Below are 19711 nucleotides of genomic sequence, written 5' to 3'. Positions count from 1 at the left end.
GGGGAATGGAGGGAACTGGGGGGGAGTGAAGGGAGCGGGAGGGGAGACTCCCGAAGCGCAGGTTCTGGGTTGTTAGCCGACCTTGGCCAGGGCCAGACCGAGGCGACGGACCTGGCCGGAGAGGCTGGCGTCTACCACCTGGGAGCCCACGCTGACGATGAAACCGCCGATCAGGGCGGGGTCGATCTGCAGATCAACCTCCACGGCCTCGGTGCCAGCCAGGCCTTGCACCTTGGCGGTGAGCTGCTGCTGCTGCTCCTCGCTCAGGGGCGTGGCTGAGGTGACGGTGGCCATGGCGATGTTGCGGAGCTCGCGGTAGAGCTCGAGAAAGCGCATCAGCACCGAATCAAGGGCAGCGATCCGCTGGCGATCAGCGAGAACCTTGAGCAGATTCTGGAGGGACGCGGCTGTCTGGTCCTGAAACAGGGCGTCAAGGGCAGCTTTCTTGGCCTCAGGCTCCAGCACCGGAGAGCCCATGGCCTCCCGCAGCTGGGGAGAGGACTTCCAGATGCCGAGCAGGTCACGGACCTGTTCGGCCACATCGTCAGTTTCCTGGCGAGCCTCGGTGACCTGAAGCAGGGCCTCGGCGTAAGGGCTGGCAAGACTGTTGAGCAGAGGCATCAGACGTTCCCCAGATTCTGGATGGACTGATCGATCAGACGGGCCTGGGCTGCAGCATCGAGCTTCCCAGAAAGGCTGGCGAGCACCTTGTCGATCGCCTGCCTGGCGGCTTCCCGGCGCAGGCCCTCGGTGACCCTTGCGGCCTCCGCATCGAGATCGGCCATGGCGCCCTGCTTGAGGCGGGCCATCTCATCGACGGTGCGGGCCTCGCTCTCAGCTCGGATGGCGGCGGCCCGGGCCTTGCCATCCACCCGGATCTGCTCGGCCTTCTGCTGGGCTGAGGCCAGGGCCGCCTGAGCCTCGGACAGACTGGCATTGGCCTGACTCAGGCGCTGCTCGGCATCGTCGAGATCGCCGAGGATGGCGGCCCTGCGGCGCTCCAGGATTCCGCCCAGAAAACTGGGAAGGAACTTCCAGAGGGCGGCGATCACGATCACCAGGTTGATGATGTTGGTCTCGAACAGATCGAGGTTCAGACCAAAGCTGCCGTGGCTGGCGAAAAGAGGGAACATGGGGATCATGGCGCTGGGGCCAGCAGACGGGAGACGATCAGATCGGCCAGGCCATCGGCCTCTCCGCTGAGGCGGACGAGGGCCTGATCCCGTTGGACATCGATCTGACGCCGGGCCTCTTCCCGCTGAGCGTTGGCCTCTGCGGACGCTGCAGCCAGCACAGAGCGGTAGAGCTGATCCATTTCCTGCTCGGCTTCCACGATCAGCTTCTGGGCCTGCTGGCGGGCCTCCTTGAGCTGCTCGCGCAGGTCGCCCTCCAGCCGCTCCACCTGGGCCAGCTTCTGCTTGGCGTCGGCGCGACTGGTGCTGATGAAGCCCTCGCGCTCCTCAACGGCCCGCCGACGGGACGGAAGAACAGCGAGTTGAGGATGAAGGTGAGGAGAACCACCTGCACAGCCATCAGCGGCAAGGTGGCGTCGAGGTCGAAGAGACCTCCCTCGGGTGCGCCTGCTTCGGCGAGCAGAAGCCAGCTGGTCATGGGAATCGATGCGCTGGAAGGATCGGGATGGAAAGGGGGGCCGAGCTGCCAGATGGCAGGGGCGTGATGCCCCCACCAACCGTCCACTCAGAAGCCGATCAACCAGCGAAGGGGTTGGCGAACAGCAACACCAGGGCGACCACGAGGCCGTAGATGGTGAGTGCCTCCATGAAGGCCAGCGAGAGCAGCAGGGTGCCGCGGATCTTGCCCTCGGCTTCGGGCTGGCGGGCGATGCCTTCAACGGCGCCGCCGGCAGCGGTGCCCTGACCGATGCCAGGGCCGATGGCGCCCAGGCCGACGGCCAGACCAGCGGCCACAACGGAAGCTGCGGAAGTGATGGAATCCATGGGGGAAGAAAAGATGGATGCGCTGGAACAGCGCTGAGTGGACGGAGGGATGAAAGTCTCCTGCGCCTGGGACGTTGCCTGGGGTTGGCAACGGGCCCGGTGGCTACCGGACCTGCGCGCAGTGAGTTTGGCAGACCGGCGGACCGGGCCAGCGGTGGAGCCTCAGTGGTGCTCCTCGTGGACCGCCTCACCGATGTAGTAAGCGGCAAGGGTGGCGAAAATCAGAGCCTGGATCGCGCTGGTGAACAGGCCCAGGAACATGGCCGGAAGTGGCACCAGCAGGGGCACAAGGAAAGCCAGCACGGCCACCACCAATTCATCAGCAAGGATATTGCCGAAAAGTCGGAAGGAGAGCGAAAGTGGCTTGGTGAAATCCTCAACGATCTTGAACGGGAGCATGATCGGCGTGGGCTCCACGTAATACTCGAAGTAACGCAGTCCTTTCCGACTCAGGCCAGCGTAGAAGTAAGCAAGCGATACCAGCAGTGCCAGGGCAATGGTGGTGTTGATGTCGGCTGTCGGGGCGCCAAGCTCCCCACTGGGCAGGTGGATCAGCTTCCAGGGGACAAGCGCTCCACCCCAGTTGCTCACGAAGATGAACAGGAACAGCGTGCCGATGAAGGGCATCCAGTCTCGATAGGCCCGTTCACCGATCTGCTCCCGCGAGAGGTCGCGGATGTAATCCCACAGAAACTCGAGCAGGTTCTGGGTGCCGCGCGGGTCTCGCTCGAGCTTGCGGGTTCCGGCGATCACCAGAGCCAACAGGGCACCGATCACGACCCAGGAGCTCAGGAACACCTGGCCATGGATCTTGAAGTTGCCCAGCTGCCAGTAGAGGTGTTGACCCACCTCAAGCTCGGCGAAAGGAAGACTGGAGGGCAGCGCAAGCATCGGGGAGATCAGGGGAACGGGAAAGTCAGGCGTCGAGCACGGCCTGCAGGATCACTGCGGGCTTGTAGAGCAGGAACCCCAGGAAAGCAGGCAGCAGATCAAGCTGGGGCAGGCGGCAGGCTGCCAGCACGAGGAGAATGGGCACGAGCAGCTGGGCCTTGCCCATGCCGCGTCGCTCACCACCCAGCCGGCTGACGCTGCGCCCGAGCAGGCGCAGATAGAGCAGGGCCGCGGTAGCCCCCACCAGCACAGCGAACGCTGCGCTCGAGCTCAACAGCAGAGCGGTGACCAGAACGGCCACACCGCTGAGAACCAGGGTGAACTGCTGCAGCTTCCGTTGGAGCCGGTAGTACTCGGCCATGCCGTTGTCAGGCTCGGCAGCAGGGTCCACGTCCGCTGCCGGCTGGACGGCGTCGACCGGTCCTGTCACCTGATCAGCCAAGGGCTGCCCAGGCAGGCAAGGTGGAGAAACCGACAACCGAGCCAACCCTAGAAGGCGCGCGGAATCTATCACGCAGCCCCAGAAGCCAGTGGCAGCAAGACCCGGGCGGCCAAGAGCTCCCGGGCGGCGCACAGCCTGCGCTGGCTCGATGCGTCGATTGTGTCGTCAGTCGCGCTGGCTGTCGAGCTCTCAGCAGGCAGAGCACCGATCGCCGTGCCCGGGGGGGCGGCCTCCAGGGCCTGCATCAGGGCCAGAGCCTCGCTGCTGAGGCTCAGGGGCATCAGATCCGGATCGAGCAGCTCCGTGGAGGGCCAGCCCCAGAGGCAGCGGTTGCGGATGCCGCCGGCCGCAAGCAGTGCACCATCGTCCTCCCAGCCTCGCCGCTGCAGGGGCCCCCGGGAGAGAAAGAACTCGAAGTGGCTGATCTCAGGGTCCAGATCCTCCACCAGAGCCCAGCGCTCCCGGTCCGGCAGGGCCTGGGCCCTCTCCAGCAGCTCGCCGCCCAGCAACCGGGCCGGGTCCCAGACGCCCGGATTGGAAAAGCCGGCAAACGAGAGCTCCGCGCTCTGCACGAAGGCCATCAATCGCTCCAGGTTGTAGCTGGTCTCCTGGGGATGGAGGTACATGTCGGCGAAGTTGGCCTCGGCCGCGGTGTCGAGGGCCCAGCGCTGCTCGTGGTGCCGCCGCAGCCGGTTGGTCTCGGGCAGGTCGGCGAAGAGCTGGCGCCCCAGCCGCATCCCCTCGCTGCCGCTGCCCACCCCCAGACGGCCGAGGCTGCGCTGGATGCGGTGGACTTCCCAGCGTCCCCCATCGGCATAGAGGAAGAGGTGCAGGAGGCCGCCGGGCCTGAGCAGGCCCGCCAGGGCCTTCAGCCCGGCCTCCGGCTGACGCAGGTGATGGAGCACACCCACCGAGTTGATGTAGTCGAAGGGTCCCTCGCCGGCCAGGTCGAGCAGGCTGCGCTGCTCGATGCGCAGTTCCCCGACCTGCTGGGCAGCGCCGGAGCGGCGGGTGCGCTCCCGGGCCACGTCCAGGGCACCGGCACTGATGTCAACAGCCAGCACCGACGAGCCCGGGTTGAGATGGCAGAGGTAGTCGGTGCTCACCCCGGTGCCGCAGCCGGCGTCCAGGATCCGCCAGGCCCGCCTGCCTGAGGCGCCGGGCGGCGGCAGGGCACCGGTGGCCGCCACCCAGGCGCTGTCGACGCACCAGCGCCAGTTGTACCCAGGCGGAGGGCCGTCCTGGAGCGGGTCGGCGGGGTAGGGGAAGCGGTCGTAGAAGGCGCTCACCACAGGGGTGGCGGCATCAGTGGCGGACACGGCAGCAGGGCGATCTGGGGGCGAGCATTTCACGGCGGCCCCAGCCGCAGGGCCGCACCGGGGGGACGGCCGGAGCTGCCGGGGCTGCAAACATTTGTTCAACAGCTCCCGTTGCTCCTGGCAACGAGCCGTAGGTTGGCGCGGCCCGGTTCGCTCTCGTCAATGACCGTGACCGCCAGCAGCGGCAGCACCAGGGTTGCTCCCCAGCGCTACGACACCCTGCCGCTGTCCAGCGTCCGTCAGGCGGAGCAGGAAGACCGCTTCCCGGATGGGGGTGAGCTGAACAACCTGGTCACGTTCTTTCAGAGCGGCCAGAGGCGGGTGGAGGCAGCCCGTCGCATTTCGGACAATGCCGACTTCATCGTGGCCAAGGCGGCCAACAGGATCTTCTCGGGTGGAACGCCGCTCTCCTACCTGGATGCGCCCCTCAGTCCTGGGGCCCGCTCGGGCAGCCAGACCGCCGTGCTGGCCGCTGATCAGGCCGCCTTTCGCCGTTCGGTCGAAACCTACGCAGGGGCCAGCGGCAGCACCGGCCGCGGCAACCTGATCAGCCGCCTGCTGGAGGGAGCTGGTGGCGACGCCGACGTGCGCGTGGTGCTGCCGACCGGCTTTTCGCCAATTTCGGTGGGCCTGTACGGCACCGCCAGGATGCGGAAATCGATCCGCGACCTGGCCTGGTTCCTGCGCTACGTGGCTACGCCCTGGTGGCCGGCGACCCCAGCATCCTGGCCGTCAACACCCGCGGCCTCCGCGATGTGCTGGAGAAGGCCTGCTCCCTGACGGCCACCAACGTGGCCCTGCAGGAAATGCGGGCGGCCTCTGCCGGCCTGTTCAAGGCCGAGCCTGGCAGCCGCCAGCTGGTGATCCAGTATTTCAATGTGCTCATCGCCGAGCTGGCGATTCCCACGCCCTCGGCTCGCCAACGGCTGGGCAGCTCCGTGACCCAGGGGCTGCAGCTCCCCGCCACCTACGCCCTCGGCGCCCAGGGCAAGGCCCTGCGCTTCGTGATGAAGCCGGCCATGACCGGTGCCCAGAAGGCCGAGGTGATCCGGGCGGCCTACCGCCAGGTCTTCGAGCGCGACATCGTCAAGGGCTACGGCCAGGAGGTCTGCTCCGTGGAGGCCACCCAGACGCGCCAGGGCCAGCTCTCGATGCGCGAGTTCATCCGCGCTCTCGGCCGCAGCCGCGACTACCAGAAGCAGTTTTACGGCCGCTTTTCCAACAGCCGGGCCGTGGAGCTGGCCTTCCGCCACTTCCTTGGCCGGGGCCTCAGCTCAAGAGAAGAGTTCACTGCCTACTTCGACATCGTCAGCGCCCAGGGCCTGCCCGGTCTGGTCGACTGCCTGGTGAACTCGATGGAGTACGCCCGGGTCTTCGGTGAAGAGACCGTTCCCTACCTGCGTGACCTCGGCGAGGAAGCCCAGGAAAGCGCCGGCTGGGGTTCGAACCGCAAGCTCTTCCGCTTCAGCGCACCCTTTGAGGGAGCCCCCCAGTACGTCACCCTCTACGCCTCCTACCGCCAGCCCTATCCCGATCAGCACCCCTACGGCGGCAGCAACGATCCGCTGGGCCTCACCTACGGCGCCATCTTCCCCTCCAGCACCGCCAAGGTGGCCACCCGTCCCGCCCCGTTCGGCTATGACAGCCGACGCATCCTGATCGGCAACGGCCTGAACCAGCCCGGCCAGATGGACAGCCGCCAGTTCCGCAAGGCCGTTCCCCGGCGGGTCGGCCCCAAGGTGGTGCGCCTGCAGCAGATCGCCACCGGTGGCAACTCCGTGCCCCGCCGCGGCGGCCAGCCCAGTATCCGCGGCACCGAAGCCAGCACCCAGGCCGTGATCAATGCGGTGTATGTGCAGGTGCTCGGCAACAGCGGCTATGCCGGCGAGCGCAACAAGGTGGAAGAGATCAAGCTGGAGAACGGCGACATCAGCCTGAGGGAGTTCGTGCGCCAGGTGGCCCGCTCCAACGCCTTCCGCCGGCGCTACTGGAGCGGCCTCTACATCACCAAGGCCATTGAAGTGATGCATCGGCGCCTGTTGGGCCGCCCCAGCTTCGGCCGCTGGGAAATCGATGCCTACTTCGACACGGCAGCTCGCCAGGGCTTCTATGGCGTCATCGACGCCATGCTCAACAGCCGGGAGTACAACGACTGCTTCGGCGAGGACACGGTTCCCTTTGAGCGCTTCGTCACCCCGGCCGATCGCACCGCCCGCAAGGTGCCTGGTCTGAACCGGCCCTTCAACGCGGCCGCCTACCCGGACCTCACGCCCACCAAGCGCCCCGAGGTGGCTCCGCCCCTGGCCGTGCGCACCGTGGGCGACATCACCCCGCGCAACCTGCCGCAGCGCATCGAGGTCATCCGCGGTGTCTGGACCGCCAAGCTTGTCGGTGGCGAGGTCAACCGGCCAGCCGGCCCCCAGACCTCCAGCGCCAGTGTCCGCCAGCAGCCTGCGCCGCAACGCACCTGGCGTGCCCCTGGAGTCAATGCCTTCTGGAGCACCCCCGGTGGCCAGGGCTTTGAGAGCCCCTCTGCGGCCCAGGCCCCGGTCGCCGGTGGCTGGAGCAAGGCCGTTGCTGGCAACCTGGCGGCAGCGCCCGCCCTGCAACCTGGAGCGGCCATGCAACGGGCCCTGCGTCCCGGCCAGCCCCAGGGCTTCCGCCGGCGCCAGAGCCTCGGGCGTCCGGTGCGCGTGGGCCGCACCGCCAGCGAGGCCCAGGTGCAGGAAGCCGTCACCACCACCTACCGCCAACTGCTCAACCGCATTCCCCTGGGGGTCGAGCGCCTCAAGGATGCCGAGTCCCAGTTCCGCAACGTTCAGCTGACAGCTGCCGAATTCGTGGCCCAGGTGGCCACCGGTGAGTTGTTCCAGCAGCGGCTCAACCGCATGGCACCGCTGCGGGCGGCTTCAGCGGCCTACCTGGCGCTGCTGGGACGGGCGGCCCAGCCCCAGGAAGTGAGCCGTTATCTGGCCACGAGGGGCGCCGCCGGTCAGGTTGCTGCCGTGCAGGAGCTGCTGAACAGCCAGGAATACGCCGAGGCCTTTGGCCAGGACACGGTTCCCTACGTGCGCGGTCTGGACACAGCTGATGGCATTCCCCTCAGCACCGTGAACCGCACGGCGGCTCTCTATGGTGGCAACGGAGGGCTGAACCCAGCCCCGGGCGGAGCCATTTAGCGGAGGCCTCAGACCCTTCCTGAGCTGGGGCCAAGGCTCTGGAGGAGCCTGGACCCATGAGCACGCCAGGGCCAGATGCCCCAGGCTCCGGGCCACATCACCGCCACTGAGGCAGCCATTGATCAATCGGCTGAACGGTAGCCATCAGATTGCCGCAGCAAGCCTTGCGTCCCACATCCGTCGATCCTTGCTGGATGAGGGGCTGAGGCGATAACACCCATGAGCGCAACATCCTCTGCTGGTTAGAACTTCAAAGAGAGGTGATTGATCGCAGCAAAACTATGCCTGCACACCAACCTTTGCTGGAGCCGATGGAGGCAACACCCACCCCTGCAGACGACCCCAGCCAGGAGCGTCGCAGGGTTTATTCACTATTGGAAACATCCACCAAACCCCTTGCGCCCCAGTGCTTTTCCTTCAACGTCAGGCCATGAAGAACTGTTACCGGAGCAGGAGCCATGGCGGGGCCTTGGCGCAGAATGATTCGGCGATCGGCGCGAGTCGATCACTCCCTTACCCACCGGATACCGGTCTCCGTCAAGGCGGCCGCTTGTTTCGAGGCAGAACTGCATGAGCATCGTCTCCAACTCGATCATCAACGCGGACGCCGAAGCCCGCTATCTCAGCCCTGGCGAACTCGACCAGATCAAATCCTTCGTGACCGCAGGCCAGCGCCGTGTGCGCGTGGCCCAGGTCCTGAGCGAGAGCCGCGAACGCATCGTCAAAACGGCCGGGGGTGCGCTGTTCCAGCGGCGTCCCGACGTCATCTCCCCTGGCGGCAACGCCTATGGCGAGGAGATGACCGCGTCTTGCCTGCGGGACATGGACTATTACCTGCGCCTGGTCACCTACGGCGTTGTGGCCGGTGATGTGACACCCATTGAGGAAATCGGGATCATCGGTGCCAAGGAGATGTACCGCTCCCTGGGCACGCCTCTCGATGCCATGGCCGAGGCTGTGCGCGAGATGAAGAACGTGGCCACCGGCATGCTCACGGGTGGTGACGCCGAAGAAGCTGGTTTCTACTTCGACTACGTCATCGGCGCCCTCTCCTGAGGCTGCTCTTTCCCTTTTCCTCCTACGCCTTCAGCAGGATTCATGCAAGACGCCATCACCAACGTCATCAATCAGGCCGACGTTCAAGGCCTGTATCTCGACGGCTCCGCCATGGGTCGTCTGGAGCAGTACTTCGCCAGCGGTGAGCTGCGCGTCCGTGCCGCCGCCACGATCAGCGCCAATGCTTCCGGCATCATCAAAGAGGCTGTAGCCAAGTCGCTGTTGTATTCGGACATCACCCGTCCGGGCGGCAACATGTACACCTGCCGTCGTTATGCGGCCTGCATTCGCGACCTCGACTACTACCTGCGCTACGCCACCTACGCCATGCTCGCGGGTGACACTTCCATCCTGGATGAGCGGGTTCTCAACGGCCTCAAGGAAACCTACAACTCCCTGGGTGTGCCCATCGGCGCCACGGTGCAGTCAATTCAGGCCATGAAGGAAGTCACCGCTTCCTTGGTGGGCCCCGATGCCGGCCGTGAAATGGCCGTCTACTTCGACTACATCTGCTCGGGTCTGGGCAACTGATCCAGAGTTTCCGTCTATCCCTGCGGATCACTCCATGCGCCTGTTCAAAATCACTGCCTGCATCCCTTGCCCAGAGAAGTCGCGCACCCAGCGCGAACTTCAAAACACCTACTTCACCAAGTGGGTGCCCTACGAGAGCTGGTTTGCTGAACAGCAGCGAATCATGAAGCAGGGCGGCAAGATTCTCAAAGTTGAACTGGCTACCGGCGGCCGTCAAGTGAACGTCGGCAACTGAGTGAATCCTGGTTCATTCTGTCTTCTCGCTTCACCCAGCACCTCACCAGCCCGGCCACGTGCCGGGCTTTTTCATGCTCACCAACGCGCAGCGATCCATGACAGGACAGCTGCATGGGCGGCCTCAAGACTCGACAAGCAGGGGTGAGACACGTCTCAATAGGAGTCCTTCCTGGTCCTGCCAGGCACCGTTGCCCACTCCGTGACCTCCACTGCTGCGACCAAAGCCGCACGGCCACGACGGCCGGGCCGCCGGCCCCACACCGTTCAACCTGGGCGGCCCCTTCGGCCTTGGCCATGGGCCGAGTGGCCTGCGGAAGCGAGGCTGCTGCTGGCCCTGGTGGCCCTGTGGAGCCTGATGGGCTTGCTGGTGCTCGCCTCCGCCAGCTGGTGGGTGGCCGAGCGGGAGATGGGCGATGGCGCTTTCTATCTCAAGCGCCAACTGATCTGGACGGTGGCCAGCTGGGGACTGCTCTGGATGGCCGTGCGCACCAGTCTGCGGCGCTGGCTGCATCTGGCTCCCCTCGCCCTGTTGATCGGCACCCTGTTGGTGGCCGCCACCCTGGTGGTGGGCAGCACCGTGAATGGCGCCAGTCGCTGGTTGGTGCTCGGCCCCATCCAGATCCAGCCTTCCGAGCTGGTGAAGCCCTTCGTGGTGCTGCAGGGGGCCGCCCTGTTCGCCCACTGGCGCCGCATCAGCCTCGACCAGAAGCTCCTGTGGCTGGGCGTGTTCGGAACCCTGATCCTGCTGGTGCTCAAACAGCCCAACCTCAGCACCGCCGCCCTCACCGGACTCCTGCTCTGGCTGATGGCCCTGGCTGCCGGGGTTGGACTGCCCCTGCTGCTGGGGGCCGCCACCGCGGGGGGCCTGGTGGGCTCGGTCAGCATTCTGATCAACGACTACCAACGCCTGCGGGTGATCTCGTTCCTGGACCCCTGGCGGGACGCTCAGGGCGACGGCTACCAGCTTGTGCAGAGCCTGCTGGCCATCGGCTCCGGTGGGCTGCTCGGAGAGGGATTCGGCCTCTCGACCCAGAAGCTCCAGTACCTGCCGATCCAGACCACCGACTTCATCTTTGCCGTGTATGCCGAGGAATTCGGCTACGTGGGCTCGGTGGCATTGCTGTTGTTCCTGCTCCTGTTCGGCTTTGTGGGGGTGCGGGTGGCGCTCAGCTGCCGCAGCAACCAGCAGCGACTCGTGGCCATGGGCGCCACCACCCTGCTGGTGGGGCAGTCGATTCTCAACATTGCCGTGGCCAGCGGGGCCATGCCCACCACGGGGCTGCCGCTGCCCCTGATCAGCTATGGGGGCAATTCCCTGCTCGCCAGCCTGCTGATCTGCGGCCTGCTGATTCGCTGCTCGCTGGAATCAGGAGGCCTCGCCCCCGAACCCCGCCGGCGTCGCCCCCAGCCGGCCCGATAGGCTGGTTCCATGATCGAAGCTGGCCCAGCACTGGCCGATTGGGCCCGCAACAGTGAGCTGCTGCTCCAGAACTCGCTCCAGCATCCCGGGCCCGCCACCCTGCTTGTGGTGTTCGGCGGCGGGGTTCTCACCAGCCTCGGCCCCTGCTCCCTCTCCCTGCTGCCGGTGACCCTGGCCTACCTGGCCGGGTTCAGCGACCAGAGCGAGGCAGGCCGGCCCTGGCTGCGCAGTGCCAGCTTCGCTGCCGGAATCGTTGCCGCCCTGGTGCTGCTGGGCCTGGCCAGCGGGCTGCTCGGCAGGATCTACGGCCAGATTCCCGGCCTGATTCCCACCGTCGTGGCCCTGATCGCCCTGGCCATGGGCCTCAACCTGCTGGGTTGGCTGCCTTTGCAGCTTCCTGCCGGCCCGGATCCCGAACGCTGGCGCCAGCATGTTCCAGCACCCCTGGCCCCCCTGGCCGCGGGCCTGGCCTTTGGCCTGGCCGCCACGCCCTGCACCACGCCCGTGCTGGCGGTGCTGCTGGCCTGGATGGCCCAGGTGGGCAAGCCCCTGGTGGGCATGCTCCTGCTCACCAGCTTCGGGGCCGGGCAGGTGGTGCCCCTGCTGCTGGCCGGCACTGTGGCCGCCAGCCTGCAGGGTCTGCTCAGACTGCGGCGCCTGGGCCAATGGGTGCCGCCCCTGAGCGGCGCCGTGCTGCTGGCCACGGGTCTGGTGATGCTGGTCGCCAACTGGACCTGACCCCATGAGTGCCCTGCAACGCCTGGCTGGCTGGATTGCCGATCTCCGTCTGGCCATCGGTCTGTTGATCGTGATCGCCATCGCCAGCGGTGTCGGCACGGCCATTCCGCAGAAGGAGCCGGAGGGCCTTTACCACCAGCTCTACGACCCCCAGCCCTGGCTGGGGGTACTCAATGCCGACAGGGTGCTCGCCCTGGAACTCGACCATGTGTATTCCAGCCACTGGTTCCTGGCCCTGCTGGCCTGGCTGGCCCTCTCGCTTCTGCTCTGCAGCTGGAGGCGTCAGTGGCCCGCCCTGCGGGCCTCGCTGCGCTGGGTCGACTACCGCAGCCCGCGTCAGCTCAGCAAGCTGAACGTGGCCGAAACGCGGGCCTGCGACGATGCCAGCGCCGATCTGCAACGCCTGGAGGATCGGCTGCGGGCCGAGGGCTGGCAGGTGCAGCGCCAGCCCGATCGCCTCGCCGCCCGGCGGGGCGTGCTGGGGCGGGTGGGCCCCCTGCTGGTGCATGCCGGCATGGTGGTGCTGATGCTGGGGGCCGCCTGGGGAGCCCTCGGGGGCCAGCGGGCTGAGCAATTCCTGGCACCTGGGCGCAGCCTGGAGCTGGTGGACAGCCGCGGCCACAGCACCCTCACCCTCGCCCTCGACAGCTTCGCCGTGGAGCGCGATCCCGCCGGGCGGCCGGAACAGTTCCGCTCCGACCTGCGGCTGCTGGAAGGCGACGGCGAGACCGGCACGCTGCTGAAGGCTTCCCAGATCAGCGTAAACCACCCCTTGCGCTTCCAGGGCGTCACCCTCTACCAGGCCGACTGGGGGCTGGCCGCTATCACTGTTCAACTGGGCCGCAGCCCGCTGCTGCAACTTCCCCTGCAGAGCTTCCCTGAGCTGGGGGAGCAGGTGTGGGGCCTGGTGCTGCCCACCCGACCCGATGGCTCCGATCCTGTCCTGCTCAGCCTCAGCAGCGAGCAGGGTCCGGTGGAGGTGTTCGGGGCTGATGGCGCCAGGCTCGGGCAGCTGGGTATCGGCGCCTCCCCACTGGAGGTCAACGGCCTGCCGGTGCGGGTGGCTTCGGTGCTGCCGGCCAGCGGCATCCTGCTGAAGCGTGATCCGGGAGTGCCCCTGGTGTACGCGGGTTTTGCCATCGCCCTGGCCGGCGGTGGCCTGAGCCTGCTGGCCACGCGCCAGCTCTGGGCGATCAGCGAGGCCGGGAGGCTGCACGTGGCCGGCCTCTGCAACCGCAATCTCACGGCCTTCGCACGGGAGCTGCCGGAGTTGCTCAACCCGCCTCAGCAGGCCTGACGACTGCCGTGGCGAACCGTGACCACCGTGTGGACGTTGCCGCGCGGATTGAAATCAGCTTCCAGCTGCATCCATGTCGGCTCGCAGGCCACCACGAAGTCGTCCAGGATCCGGTTGGCCACCTCCTCATGGGAGATGCTGCGATTGCGGTAACTGTTCACGTAGAGCTTGATCGCCTTGAGCTCCATCACCCGGGGACCAGGCTGGTAGAGCAGGCGCAGAGTCGCGAAATCGGGATAGCCCGAAAAGGGGCAAAGGCAGGTGAATTCCGGCAGGGTGATGGCGATGTCGTAAGGACGCCCCGGCCGGGGATTGTCAAAGCAGATCAACCGGGATTCTGCGATGGCCCGTTCGCCGTAGAGGGGGGTCTGGGTGCGGCCCGGGGCGGAGCCGGCACTCGCCTCGGGCGTGGCAGATGGCGTGGACACGGCAGGGCACTGAGCGGGTCACGACCATGATGGCTGAAAGCATCTGAGGGCCTGGGGCCCGCTCCGGCCCAGAAGCGGGGATCCTGTCGAGGCGCTGGCCAAGTAACATTGGCTACGACAACACCCCCTTGGCTCAGGCCTAATGGACCCCTCTCCGCCAAAAGCGGCGAGCCATGAGACCCTGATCGTCCAGCCCACCGGTATCCATGAAAAAAGTCGAGGCCATCATTCGGCCCTTCAAGCTTGAAGACGTCAAGATTGCGCTGGTCAATGCCGGCATCGTGGGCATGACCGTCAGCGAGGTTCGCGGCTTTGGTCGTCAGAAAGGTCAGGTGGAGCGCTATCGGGGTTCCGAATTCACGGTGGAATTCCTCCAGAAGCTCAAGCTCGAAATTGTGGTAGATGACGACAAGGTGGACACCGTGGTCGATGCCATCCAGGACGCTGCCCGCACCGGCGAAATTGGCGATGGCAAGATTTTTGTGGGCACCATCGACGGCGTGATCCGCATCCGCACCGGTGATCGCGACAGCGGCGCGATCTGAGCCCATCAGGCTCTGACCTCTCTTCCCTGAGCACGCCAGCTCAGTTCTGCCCCCTCCACCACCAGACCACAAGGGGGCCAGTGCGGCCCCCTTTCCCACGACGCCGGCTCAGGGGATAGCCAGGGCGAGGTCAACGCACGCTTTGATCGCTGCAATCCTGTCCTTCGGATGCTGCGGCAAGGCCCAGTTCGCCAGCGCTGGAACGCTCTCCAATGCCGCCGAACGCAGCCAGAGCAGGTACTCGTGGTTGCCGGCAGGGCCTGTGATCGGAGAGGCCACAAGGCCTGAGGCCTGAAGGCCCAGCTGTTCAGCAGCCGCCAGCACCGCCGTGATCGCCCCGAGATGGGCCTGCGGACTGCGGACCACACCGCCTTTGCCCACCTGGCCCTTCCCCACCTCGAACTGGGGTTTGACCAGCAGGATCAGATCGCGCCCTGCAGTGGCTGATGATCCTCTCAGCAGCGCCAGCAAAGCCGGCAGCACCAGGGCCAGGGAGATGAACGACACGTCGGCGACGGCCAGATCCGGTCTGGGGTCGCTCGCGCCGAACAGCGCTTCAGGGGTGAGATGGCGCAGGTTCGTGCGCTCCTTGAGCACCACCCGCGGGTCACAGCGCAGCCGCCAGGCCGTCTGGCCGTAACCCACATCAATGCCGTACACTCGCGCAGCCCCGTGCTGCAGCAGGCAGTCGGTGAAGCCGCCCGTCGAGATGCCGCCATCAAGACACACCCGACCGCTCACAGGGATCGGGAAGCTGGCCAGGGCCAGCTCCAGCTTCTCGCCACCGCGGGACACGTAACGGGGCAGCTGCAGCACTTTCAACGGCAACGCAGGCGCCACCTCAGTGCCGGGTTTGTCAAGGATGCGCTCGCCGCTGCGCACGCGGCCGGCGCGGATCAGCACCTGGGCCTGTTGGCGTGTCTCCACCAAGCCGCGGGCCACCAGTTCTAGATCCAGGCGCTGTTTCGAAGCCACGACTCCGGGAGCGGACAGGTGTTGCCGTTCCCTGATCAAACCACAAAGCAAACGGAACAGATTGCGTGATTGTCCACGGCGGCGCCCTCAGCCGCCTGAAGATGGCCCCAGCCCCCGAGCGGCAGTATGCAGTCCAGCGCAGCCAGCATTCCAGCCACAGCCCAGGTGGCCGACCTGGAACGCCACCGTCAGTCGGCCCAGCTCATCGAGGCCCTGAGCCCTGGCAGCTTTGTCACGCTGCGCAACCAGCCCCCCGACCTCCCCCCCTTCCAGCTGATCCAGTGCCGGGGTGGGCGCTGCTGGGTACGCCAACAGAGCTGGGGGGCGATGGTGCAGTGGGAGGTGGCCCACCGTCAGCTCAGGGTCCTGGCCTGATCCCGGTGGGCCTTACAGCCGCGTCCTGGACGGCCCCATCCATACCGACCCATACATTGGATGGGCCGTTCCCACCCGCTGGGCCTTGATCGAGCGTTACACCCTGCCTGAGATGGGCGCCATCTGGAGCGAGCAGGCCAAGTTCCAGAGCTGGCTTGACGTGGAAATCGCCGCCACAGCCGCCAATAGCGAGCTGGGTCGGGTGCCCGCCGAGGCTCTGGCCCAGATCAGGGACAAGGCCAGCTTCAGCGTGGAGCGGATCCTCAGCATCGAGGCCGAGGTACGCCATGACGTGATCGCCTTCCTCACCAATGTGAATGAACACGTGGGCGATGCGGGGCGCTACATCCACGTGGGCATGACCAGCTCCGACGTGCTCGACACGGGGCTGGCGCTGCAGATGAAGGCCTCCGTGCAGGTGCTGCGCCAGGAACTGGATCAGCTGGCCAAGGCGCTGCGCAACCTGGCCCGACAGCACAAGGACACGGTGATGATCGGCCGCTCCCATGCGATTCACGGCGAACCGATCACCTTCGGCTTCAAGGTGGCCGGCTGGCTGGCCGAGACGCTGCGCAACCAGGAGCGGCTCGAGCGGCTCGAGCAGGTGGTGAGCGTGGGTCAGATCAGTGGCGCCATGGGCACCTACGCCAACACCGACCCTGAGGTGGAGGCCATCGCCTGCAGGCAGCTGGGCCTGGTGCCGGACACGGCCAGCACCCAGGTGATCGCCCGCGATCGCCATGCGGAATACGTTCAGACCCTGGCCCTGGTGGGAACCGCACTGGAGCGCTTCTCCACCGAGATCCGCAATCTGCAGCGCACTGACGTGCTGGAGGTGGAAGAGAACTTCGCCAAGGGCCAGAAGGGCAGCTCGGCCATGCCCCACAAGCGCAATCCAATCCGCAGCGAACGGATCAGCGGTCTGGCCAGGGTGCTGCGCAGCTACACCGTGGCGGCCCTGGAAAACTGCGCCCTCTGGCATGAACGCGACATCAGCCACAGCTCGGTAGAGCGCATGATGTTGCCCGATTGTTCAGCCACCCTGCAGTTCATGCTGAGGGAGATGACTGAGGTGGTAGGGGGTCTGGGGATCTACCCCGAAAACATGACCCGCAACATGAACATCTATGGCGGCGTTGTGTTCAGTCAGCGTGTGTTGCTTGCCCTAGTGGAATCGGGTCTCAGCCGCGAAGAGGCCTACCACATTGTTCAGACTCATGCCCACGCAGCCTGGAATTCCGAAACCGGTAACTTCCGAGACAACCTCGAGGGCGACCCGGCGGTCACAGAGCTCCTGAAGGCAGAGGCTTTGGCGGACTGTTTCTCCACGGAACTGCACCGGGAGAATCTGAATGTGATCTGGCAGCGACTGGGGATCTGAGCGATCCCAGCATTCAACACTACGCCTCAGCGAGTCAGGATGTTGTAAAGGGAGGCGGCATTCAACAGGGGACCGAGGGGCGCCACCGCCTGCGACAGAGTGTCATTGAAACGGGTCCAGTTGTTACGGGACACCACGATCACATCACCATTCCGCAGGGGGGGATTGGCCTCCGAACCCAGTTCGGCTGAAGGGTCAAAGGCCACCTCCTGGGAAAGGATCGAACCATCGGCCTCCAACCGCAGCAGGCGGACGTTGGAGACCCTGGCGCGCTGGGGGTCAAGTCCGCCGGCGGCCATCACCGCATTGGTCAGGGGGCTATTTGACTTCACCTGCTTGATACCAGGAACCTCTACTTCACCAACGACATTCACCGAGATGGCATCGGGAGCGAAGTTGGAAGCACCAGTAGCAATCAAGGCTTCATTGGATCGAGCGCCTTCCAACTTGCCGACCCTGATCATGTCACCGTCATTAATCAGGGGATTAACCACCTGTACATTGTTCATCAGGACGCTGAGATAGTCGAAGTGATATTCACGCGGCGCCTCTCCAGGAACATTGCCCTGGCGCACAAGCACCAGATTGGAGAGATCCCCCATGGCCGTGATGCCGCCTGCCCGCTGGATCGCATCCACCATGGTGGGCCAACCAGAGGTTGCCACCACCGTGCCCTCCACACCTGGGCCTGCCGCTCGCAACGTTGACGTCGATGGATCACGGCTGAGGGTATAAAAGCCTGGCCGCTCCAGCTGACCCACCAACGACACCCGCACCGGCCTGGGCGCGATCAGGTCGATGTAGACCAGGGGTCGACGCAGGATCGTGGAGTAGAGACTTGTGATGCGCTGGTTGGATTCATCCAGCGTCAAACCCCACACATTGACTGACCCGATCCGAGGCAGGTTCACCGTGCCGTCGCTGAGAACTTCCGTTTCTGCGGCATAGCCTTCAACCTTGAAAACAGAAATCCTCACCCGATCTCCGGGCGCCAGGCGGTAGCGGAAATTGCTGGTTTCCGGGCTGAAGGTGGCCCGGCGCGCGCGGGCCTGCCTGGTCTGCCGCTGCTGTTGCACCTCGGGTTGACCCGGGAAGGCGCTGGGAACCGAGGGATCTGACTGGGGCGCAGCTTTCTCCCCAGTCATCGGGTAAGCCTGGCGCTGGGCCAGCCAAGCACCGGAAGCGGCCTGCGGGGCGAAAGGCTGCCGCTGGCCTGCCTGAGCAGGGATGCCGAGAACCATCAGTCCAGGACTGGCGAGCAGCAGCCCCGCAGCTCCAATCCGCAGCGGTGCCTGGGCGGCGGCTGTCAAATGGACACGGACGGAGAGCAGCATCGAAACCTCGACAAACACGCTGACCTCCGGCCGCTACTGGCGGTTCAGCATTGGTCGCTCACTGTAAGGGCAGAGTCCGTTCGGATCCAGGTGACAGCCTCAGAACCGGCGGGGCCTCAGGGCCTCAGCCTGGGCCTTGGTTCTGAGCCTGCCAAGGTGGTTTCATGGGCAGCACGACCGTCCACCGCGCTCAGCCCCAGCGACCGATGATCCCCCTGAGCCGTGCACTGATTGACGACATCAAGCCATTTTATTTCTTTTCCAACTACGGATTAACCCTCTTTCTTATTCCTGGCAACACGTTCGAAAACTTTTCAGATGAAGTCGGCCTATTGCGAGAGCTGACCTACAGACAGAAGCTTTCCGGCTCCGGGAACAACAAAGACTTGGATGGCAGAGATCCATTCTACGATCACTTTATTTTGGTTGACGATGCAACATTTGCCCTTGCAGGGACAGCCCGCCTCCAGTTTGTGCCTGTTGAAACCCCTTCTACTGACCCCAGCCCCTGCGGTCTTGCCCACAGCTCTGCAACATCATATCTTGAGCACGTCTACCCAGGAATCAAAAATTTTCTGATCACCCGTGGCAGCCATCTTGAGATCGGCAGGGTCGCAATTTCGCCAGCATTTCAGAGGCAACCTGCTTCGCTGATGACCCTATTCCGAGGAGGCCTTCAAGCAGCCATTGCCTCAGGTTACACTGCTATCTATGGATTAGTATCCTATAATCACTTCCAATATCCAGGCAGTGTGAATGATTACTTTCTTCGTTCCCTGATGCTCTCTCCGTTCAGGGACGACAACACTGACATCCCCCCGGCCCGCTACCCAAGGGGCTTCCGCGGTGATGAACGCCACGCGGGTGGCAGCTGCCAATCCATCCAGAGACTGGAAGGTGAAACCCAGAAACAGCTGGGCAGCTTCAAGCTCCCGGTGTTGTTACGACAATACATCAATCTCATGGGTGCCAAAAGTCATGATATCTCAGTGGCCAAAGACTTCAACCAGATCACCGAGATTTTAATGACAGCCGACCTCACAAAGGTACCCCGCCGACGGCTGCAGCATTTCATTGGCTTTTCCCACGCGCCGGTGTACCGGCAGTTTCCCTGGTTCCGTGGTCCTTCTGAGATTGACCCCAGTGGTCCAGGCCGTGCTGGCAAACCCTTGAGTCAGTGATAAAATAATCTTCATAGAGCATCCGGTCAGACCCCGCTCCAGCTCGTCGTAGTCGCAAACTCTTGACAGATTCAGTCACCCCAGAATCCAACGAAGGGCTGCCATCCTGCGCAGGCCACCTGCAATCAGAGCCCAGCCCCGTGCTCACCGAGGCAGAGATTCTGGCCGGTTTGAAAGATATTCTGGCCCGGATCGCCGGGGTGGATCCCGCGGGTATTGAGCTGGATGCCCTCATCATTGATGATGTCGGTGTTGACTCCCTTGGTTTCTATGAGATTCTGATTGAGGCCGATGAAACCATGGGCATCAAAATCGAAGAAAAGGATCTCCTTACCTTCACGACTGTGCGCGACATCGTTGATTACGTCACTGCCCGTGCACTCACCGCGACCCAGCCAGCCCCTCGCTGAATGCCCCAGGGCCG

20 protein-coding genes and 2 pseudogenes are annotated in these 19711 nt (G+C 65.0%); 12 read left to right on the top strand and 10 right to left on the bottom strand.

The window, feature by feature from the left end:
• Positions 1-72: 72 nt before the first annotated feature.
• From atpH to IQ220_RS08920, 7 genes and pseudogenes are all read right to left on the bottom strand, one after another.
• Positions 73-621: an ATP synthase F1 subunit delta gene (atpH, locus tag IQ220_RS08950; protein WP_186698811.1), complete on the bottom strand. Its 549-nt coding sequence runs from the start codon at positions 619-621 to the stop codon at positions 73-75.
• Positions 621-1142 carry a F0F1 ATP synthase subunit B gene (locus IQ220_RS08945; protein ID WP_193914459.1) on the bottom strand — a complete coding sequence of 174 codons (522 nt, stop codon included), beginning with the start codon at positions 1140-1142 and terminating at the stop codon, positions 621-623. Before IQ220_RS08945 ends, atpH begins: the two co-directional genes overlap by 1 nt.
• Positions 1139-1611: pseudogene (locus tag IQ220_RS08940) on the bottom strand (F0F1 ATP synthase subunit B'). Before IQ220_RS08940 ends, IQ220_RS08945 begins: the two are co-directional and overlap by 4 nt.
• Positions 1612-1709: 98 nt before the next feature.
• Positions 1710-1958 (bottom strand): ATP synthase F0 subunit C, encoded by a 249-nt coding sequence (gene atpE, locus IQ220_RS08935; RefSeq protein ID WP_010315318.1) that lies wholly within the window; start codon positions 1956-1958, stop codon positions 1710-1712.
• Positions 1959-2120: 162 nt separating this feature from the next.
• The gene (gene atpB / locus IQ220_RS08930; RefSeq protein WP_186698806.1) at positions 2121-2849 is read right to left on the bottom strand and encodes a F0F1 ATP synthase subunit A; all 729 of its coding nucleotides are present in this window, start codon (positions 2847-2849) and stop codon (positions 2121-2123) included.
• Positions 2850-2874: 25 nt separating this feature from the next.
• On the bottom strand, positions 2875-3279 hold the full coding sequence (locus tag IQ220_RS08925) for a hypothetical protein (protein ID WP_370566396.1): 405 nt from the start codon (positions 3277-3279) through the stop codon (positions 2875-2877).
• A gap of 80 nt (positions 3280-3359) precedes the next feature.
• The gene (locus IQ220_RS08920; RefSeq protein WP_193914457.1) at positions 3360-4610 is read right to left on the bottom strand and encodes a class I SAM-dependent methyltransferase; all 1251 of its coding nucleotides are present in this window, start codon (positions 4608-4610) and stop codon (positions 3360-3362) included.
• 162 nt (positions 4611-4772) lie between these two features.
• Between IQ220_RS08920 and IQ220_RS08915 the strand changes: the two are divergent.
• From IQ220_RS08915 to IQ220_RS08885, 7 genes and pseudogenes are all read left to right on the top strand, one after another.
• Positions 4773-7789: pseudogene (locus tag IQ220_RS08915) on the top strand (phycobilisome rod-core linker polypeptide).
• A 570-nt stretch (positions 7790-8359) separates the two neighbouring features.
• Positions 8360-8845: an allophycocyanin gene (locus IQ220_RS08910; RefSeq protein ID WP_186698798.1), complete on the top strand. Its 486-nt coding sequence runs from the start codon at positions 8360-8362 to the stop codon at positions 8843-8845.
• A gap of 42 nt (positions 8846-8887) precedes the next feature.
• Positions 8888-9376, top strand: a complete 489-nt coding sequence (apcB, locus tag IQ220_RS08905) for an allophycocyanin subunit beta (RefSeq protein ID WP_186698796.1) — start codon at positions 8888-8890, stop codon at positions 9374-9376.
• 34 nt (positions 9377-9410) lie between these two features.
• Entirely contained in the window at positions 9411-9611 is a 201-nt protein-coding gene (locus tag IQ220_RS08900) for a phycobilisome linker polypeptide (RefSeq protein WP_186698794.1), read from the top strand.
• Between the two features lie 324 nt (positions 9612-9935).
• A complete protein-coding gene (locus IQ220_RS08895) occupies positions 9936-11033 on the top strand; it encodes an FtsW/RodA/SpoVE family cell cycle protein (protein WP_228009068.1) in 1098 nt (365 codons plus the stop codon).
• 9 nt (positions 11034-11042) lie between these two features.
• Positions 11043-11771 (top strand): cytochrome c biogenesis CcdA family protein, encoded by a 729-nt coding sequence (locus tag IQ220_RS08890; protein WP_193914453.1) that lies wholly within the window; start codon positions 11043-11045, stop codon positions 11769-11771.
• Positions 11772-11775: 4 nt separating this feature from the next.
• Entirely contained in the window at positions 11776-13068 is a 1293-nt protein-coding gene (locus tag IQ220_RS08885; RefSeq protein ID WP_186698788.1) for a cytochrome c biogenesis protein ResB, read from the top strand.
• On the opposite strand, the gene queF is transcribed toward IQ220_RS08885, so the two are convergent.
• Positions 13056-13496 carry a preQ(1) synthase gene (queF, locus tag IQ220_RS08880; RefSeq protein ID WP_193815252.1) on the bottom strand — a complete coding sequence of 147 codons (441 nt, stop codon included), beginning with the start codon at positions 13494-13496 and terminating at the stop codon, positions 13056-13058. The genes IQ220_RS08885 and queF overlap by 13 nt on opposite strands.
• A gap of 206 nt (positions 13497-13702) precedes the next feature.
• On the opposite strand from queF, the gene IQ220_RS08875 reads away from it, so the two are divergent.
• On the top strand, positions 13703-14041 hold the full coding sequence (locus IQ220_RS08875; RefSeq protein WP_193914451.1) for a P-II family nitrogen regulator: 339 nt from the start codon (positions 13703-13705) through the stop codon (positions 14039-14041).
• Between the two features lie 108 nt (positions 14042-14149).
• On the opposite strand, the gene IQ220_RS08870 is transcribed toward IQ220_RS08875, so the two are convergent.
• Positions 14150-15016 (bottom strand): TlyA family RNA methyltransferase, encoded by an 867-nt coding sequence (locus tag IQ220_RS08870; RefSeq protein ID WP_193914449.1) that lies wholly within the window; start codon positions 15014-15016, stop codon positions 14150-14152.
• 126 nt (positions 15017-15142) lie between these two features.
• On the opposite strand from IQ220_RS08870, the gene IQ220_RS08865 reads away from it, so the two are divergent.
• Together IQ220_RS08865 and purB are read left to right on the top strand one after the other, a co-directional pair.
• On the top strand, positions 15143-15391 hold the full coding sequence (locus tag IQ220_RS08865; RefSeq protein ID WP_228009041.1) for a hypothetical protein: 249 nt from the start codon (positions 15143-15145) through the stop codon (positions 15389-15391).
• 85 nt (positions 15392-15476) lie between these two features.
• Positions 15477-16772, top strand: a complete 1296-nt coding sequence (gene purB, locus IQ220_RS08860; protein WP_193914448.1) for an adenylosuccinate lyase — start codon at positions 15477-15479, stop codon at positions 16770-16772.
• A 26-nt stretch (positions 16773-16798) separates the two neighbouring features.
• Here the strand turns inward: purB and IQ220_RS08855 are convergent, their stop codons facing one another.
• Complete coding sequence (locus tag IQ220_RS08855; protein WP_228009040.1) at positions 16799-18013, bottom strand: polysaccharide biosynthesis/export family protein; 1215 nt, start codon at positions 18011-18013, stop codon at positions 16799-16801.
• Between the two features lie 299 nt (positions 18014-18312).
• Here IQ220_RS08855 and IQ220_RS08850 point away from each other — a divergent pair, with 299 nt between their 5' ends.
• Positions 18313-19287 carry a GNAT family N-acetyltransferase gene (locus IQ220_RS08850; RefSeq protein WP_228009039.1) on the top strand — a complete coding sequence of 325 codons (975 nt, stop codon included), beginning with the start codon at positions 18313-18315 and terminating at the stop codon, positions 19285-19287.
• A gap of 140 nt (positions 19288-19427) precedes the next feature.
• Positions 19428-19697 (top strand): acyl carrier protein, encoded by a 270-nt coding sequence (locus tag IQ220_RS08845; protein ID WP_193914444.1) that lies wholly within the window; start codon positions 19428-19430, stop codon positions 19695-19697.
• Positions 19698-19711: the final 14 nt, after the last annotated feature.

The sequence above is a fragment of the Cyanobium sp. LEGE 06113 genome (assembly GCF_015207615.1).
Note: the sequence above shows the minus strand (reverse complement) of the source record. Positions and strands in the feature narration are given on the sequence as shown.

Bases quoted from the DNA above. Each gene is read 5' to 3' on its own strand.
- atpH (WP_186698811.1), bottom strand. From the start codon at position 621: ATGCCTCTGCTCAACAGTCTTGCCAGCCCTTACGCCGAGGCCCTGCTT.
- IQ220_RS08945 (WP_193914459.1), bottom strand. From the start codon at position 1,142: ATGATCCCCATGTTCCCTCTTTTCGCCAGCCACGGCAGCTTTGGTCTG.
- atpE (WP_010315318.1), bottom strand. From the start codon at position 1,958: ATGGATTCCATCACTTCCGCAGCTTCCGTTGTGGCCGCTGGTCTGGCC.
- atpB (WP_186698806.1), bottom strand. From the start codon at position 2,849: ATGCTTGCGCTGCCCTCCAGTCTTCCTTTCGCCGAGCTTGAGGTGGGT.
- IQ220_RS08910 (WP_186698798.1), top strand. From the start codon at position 8,360: ATGAGCATCGTCTCCAACTCGATCATCAACGCGGACGCCGAAGCCCGC.
- apcB (WP_186698796.1), top strand. From the start codon at position 8,888: ATGCAAGACGCCATCACCAACGTCATCAATCAGGCCGACGTTCAAGGC.
- IQ220_RS08900 (WP_186698794.1), top strand. From the start codon at position 9,411: ATGCGCCTGTTCAAAATCACTGCCTGCATCCCTTGCCCAGAGAAGTCG.
- IQ220_RS08890 (WP_193914453.1), top strand. From the start codon at position 11,043: ATGATCGAAGCTGGCCCAGCACTGGCCGATTGGGCCCGCAACAGTGAG.
- IQ220_RS08885 (WP_186698788.1), top strand. From the start codon at position 11,776: ATGAGTGCCCTGCAACGCCTGGCTGGCTGGATTGCCGATCTCCGTCTG.
- IQ220_RS08875 (WP_193914451.1), top strand. From the start codon at position 13,703: ATGAAAAAAGTCGAGGCCATCATTCGGCCCTTCAAGCTTGAAGACGTC.
- IQ220_RS08865 (WP_228009041.1), top strand. From the start codon at position 15,143: ATGCAGTCCAGCGCAGCCAGCATTCCAGCCACAGCCCAGGTGGCCGAC.
- IQ220_RS08855 (WP_228009040.1), bottom strand. From the start codon at position 18,013: ATGGTTCTCGGCATCCCTGCTCAGGCAGGCCAGCGGCAGCCTTTCGCC.
- IQ220_RS08850 (WP_228009039.1), top strand. From the start codon at position 18,313: ATGATCCCCCTGAGCCGTGCACTGATTGACGACATCAAGCCATTTTAT.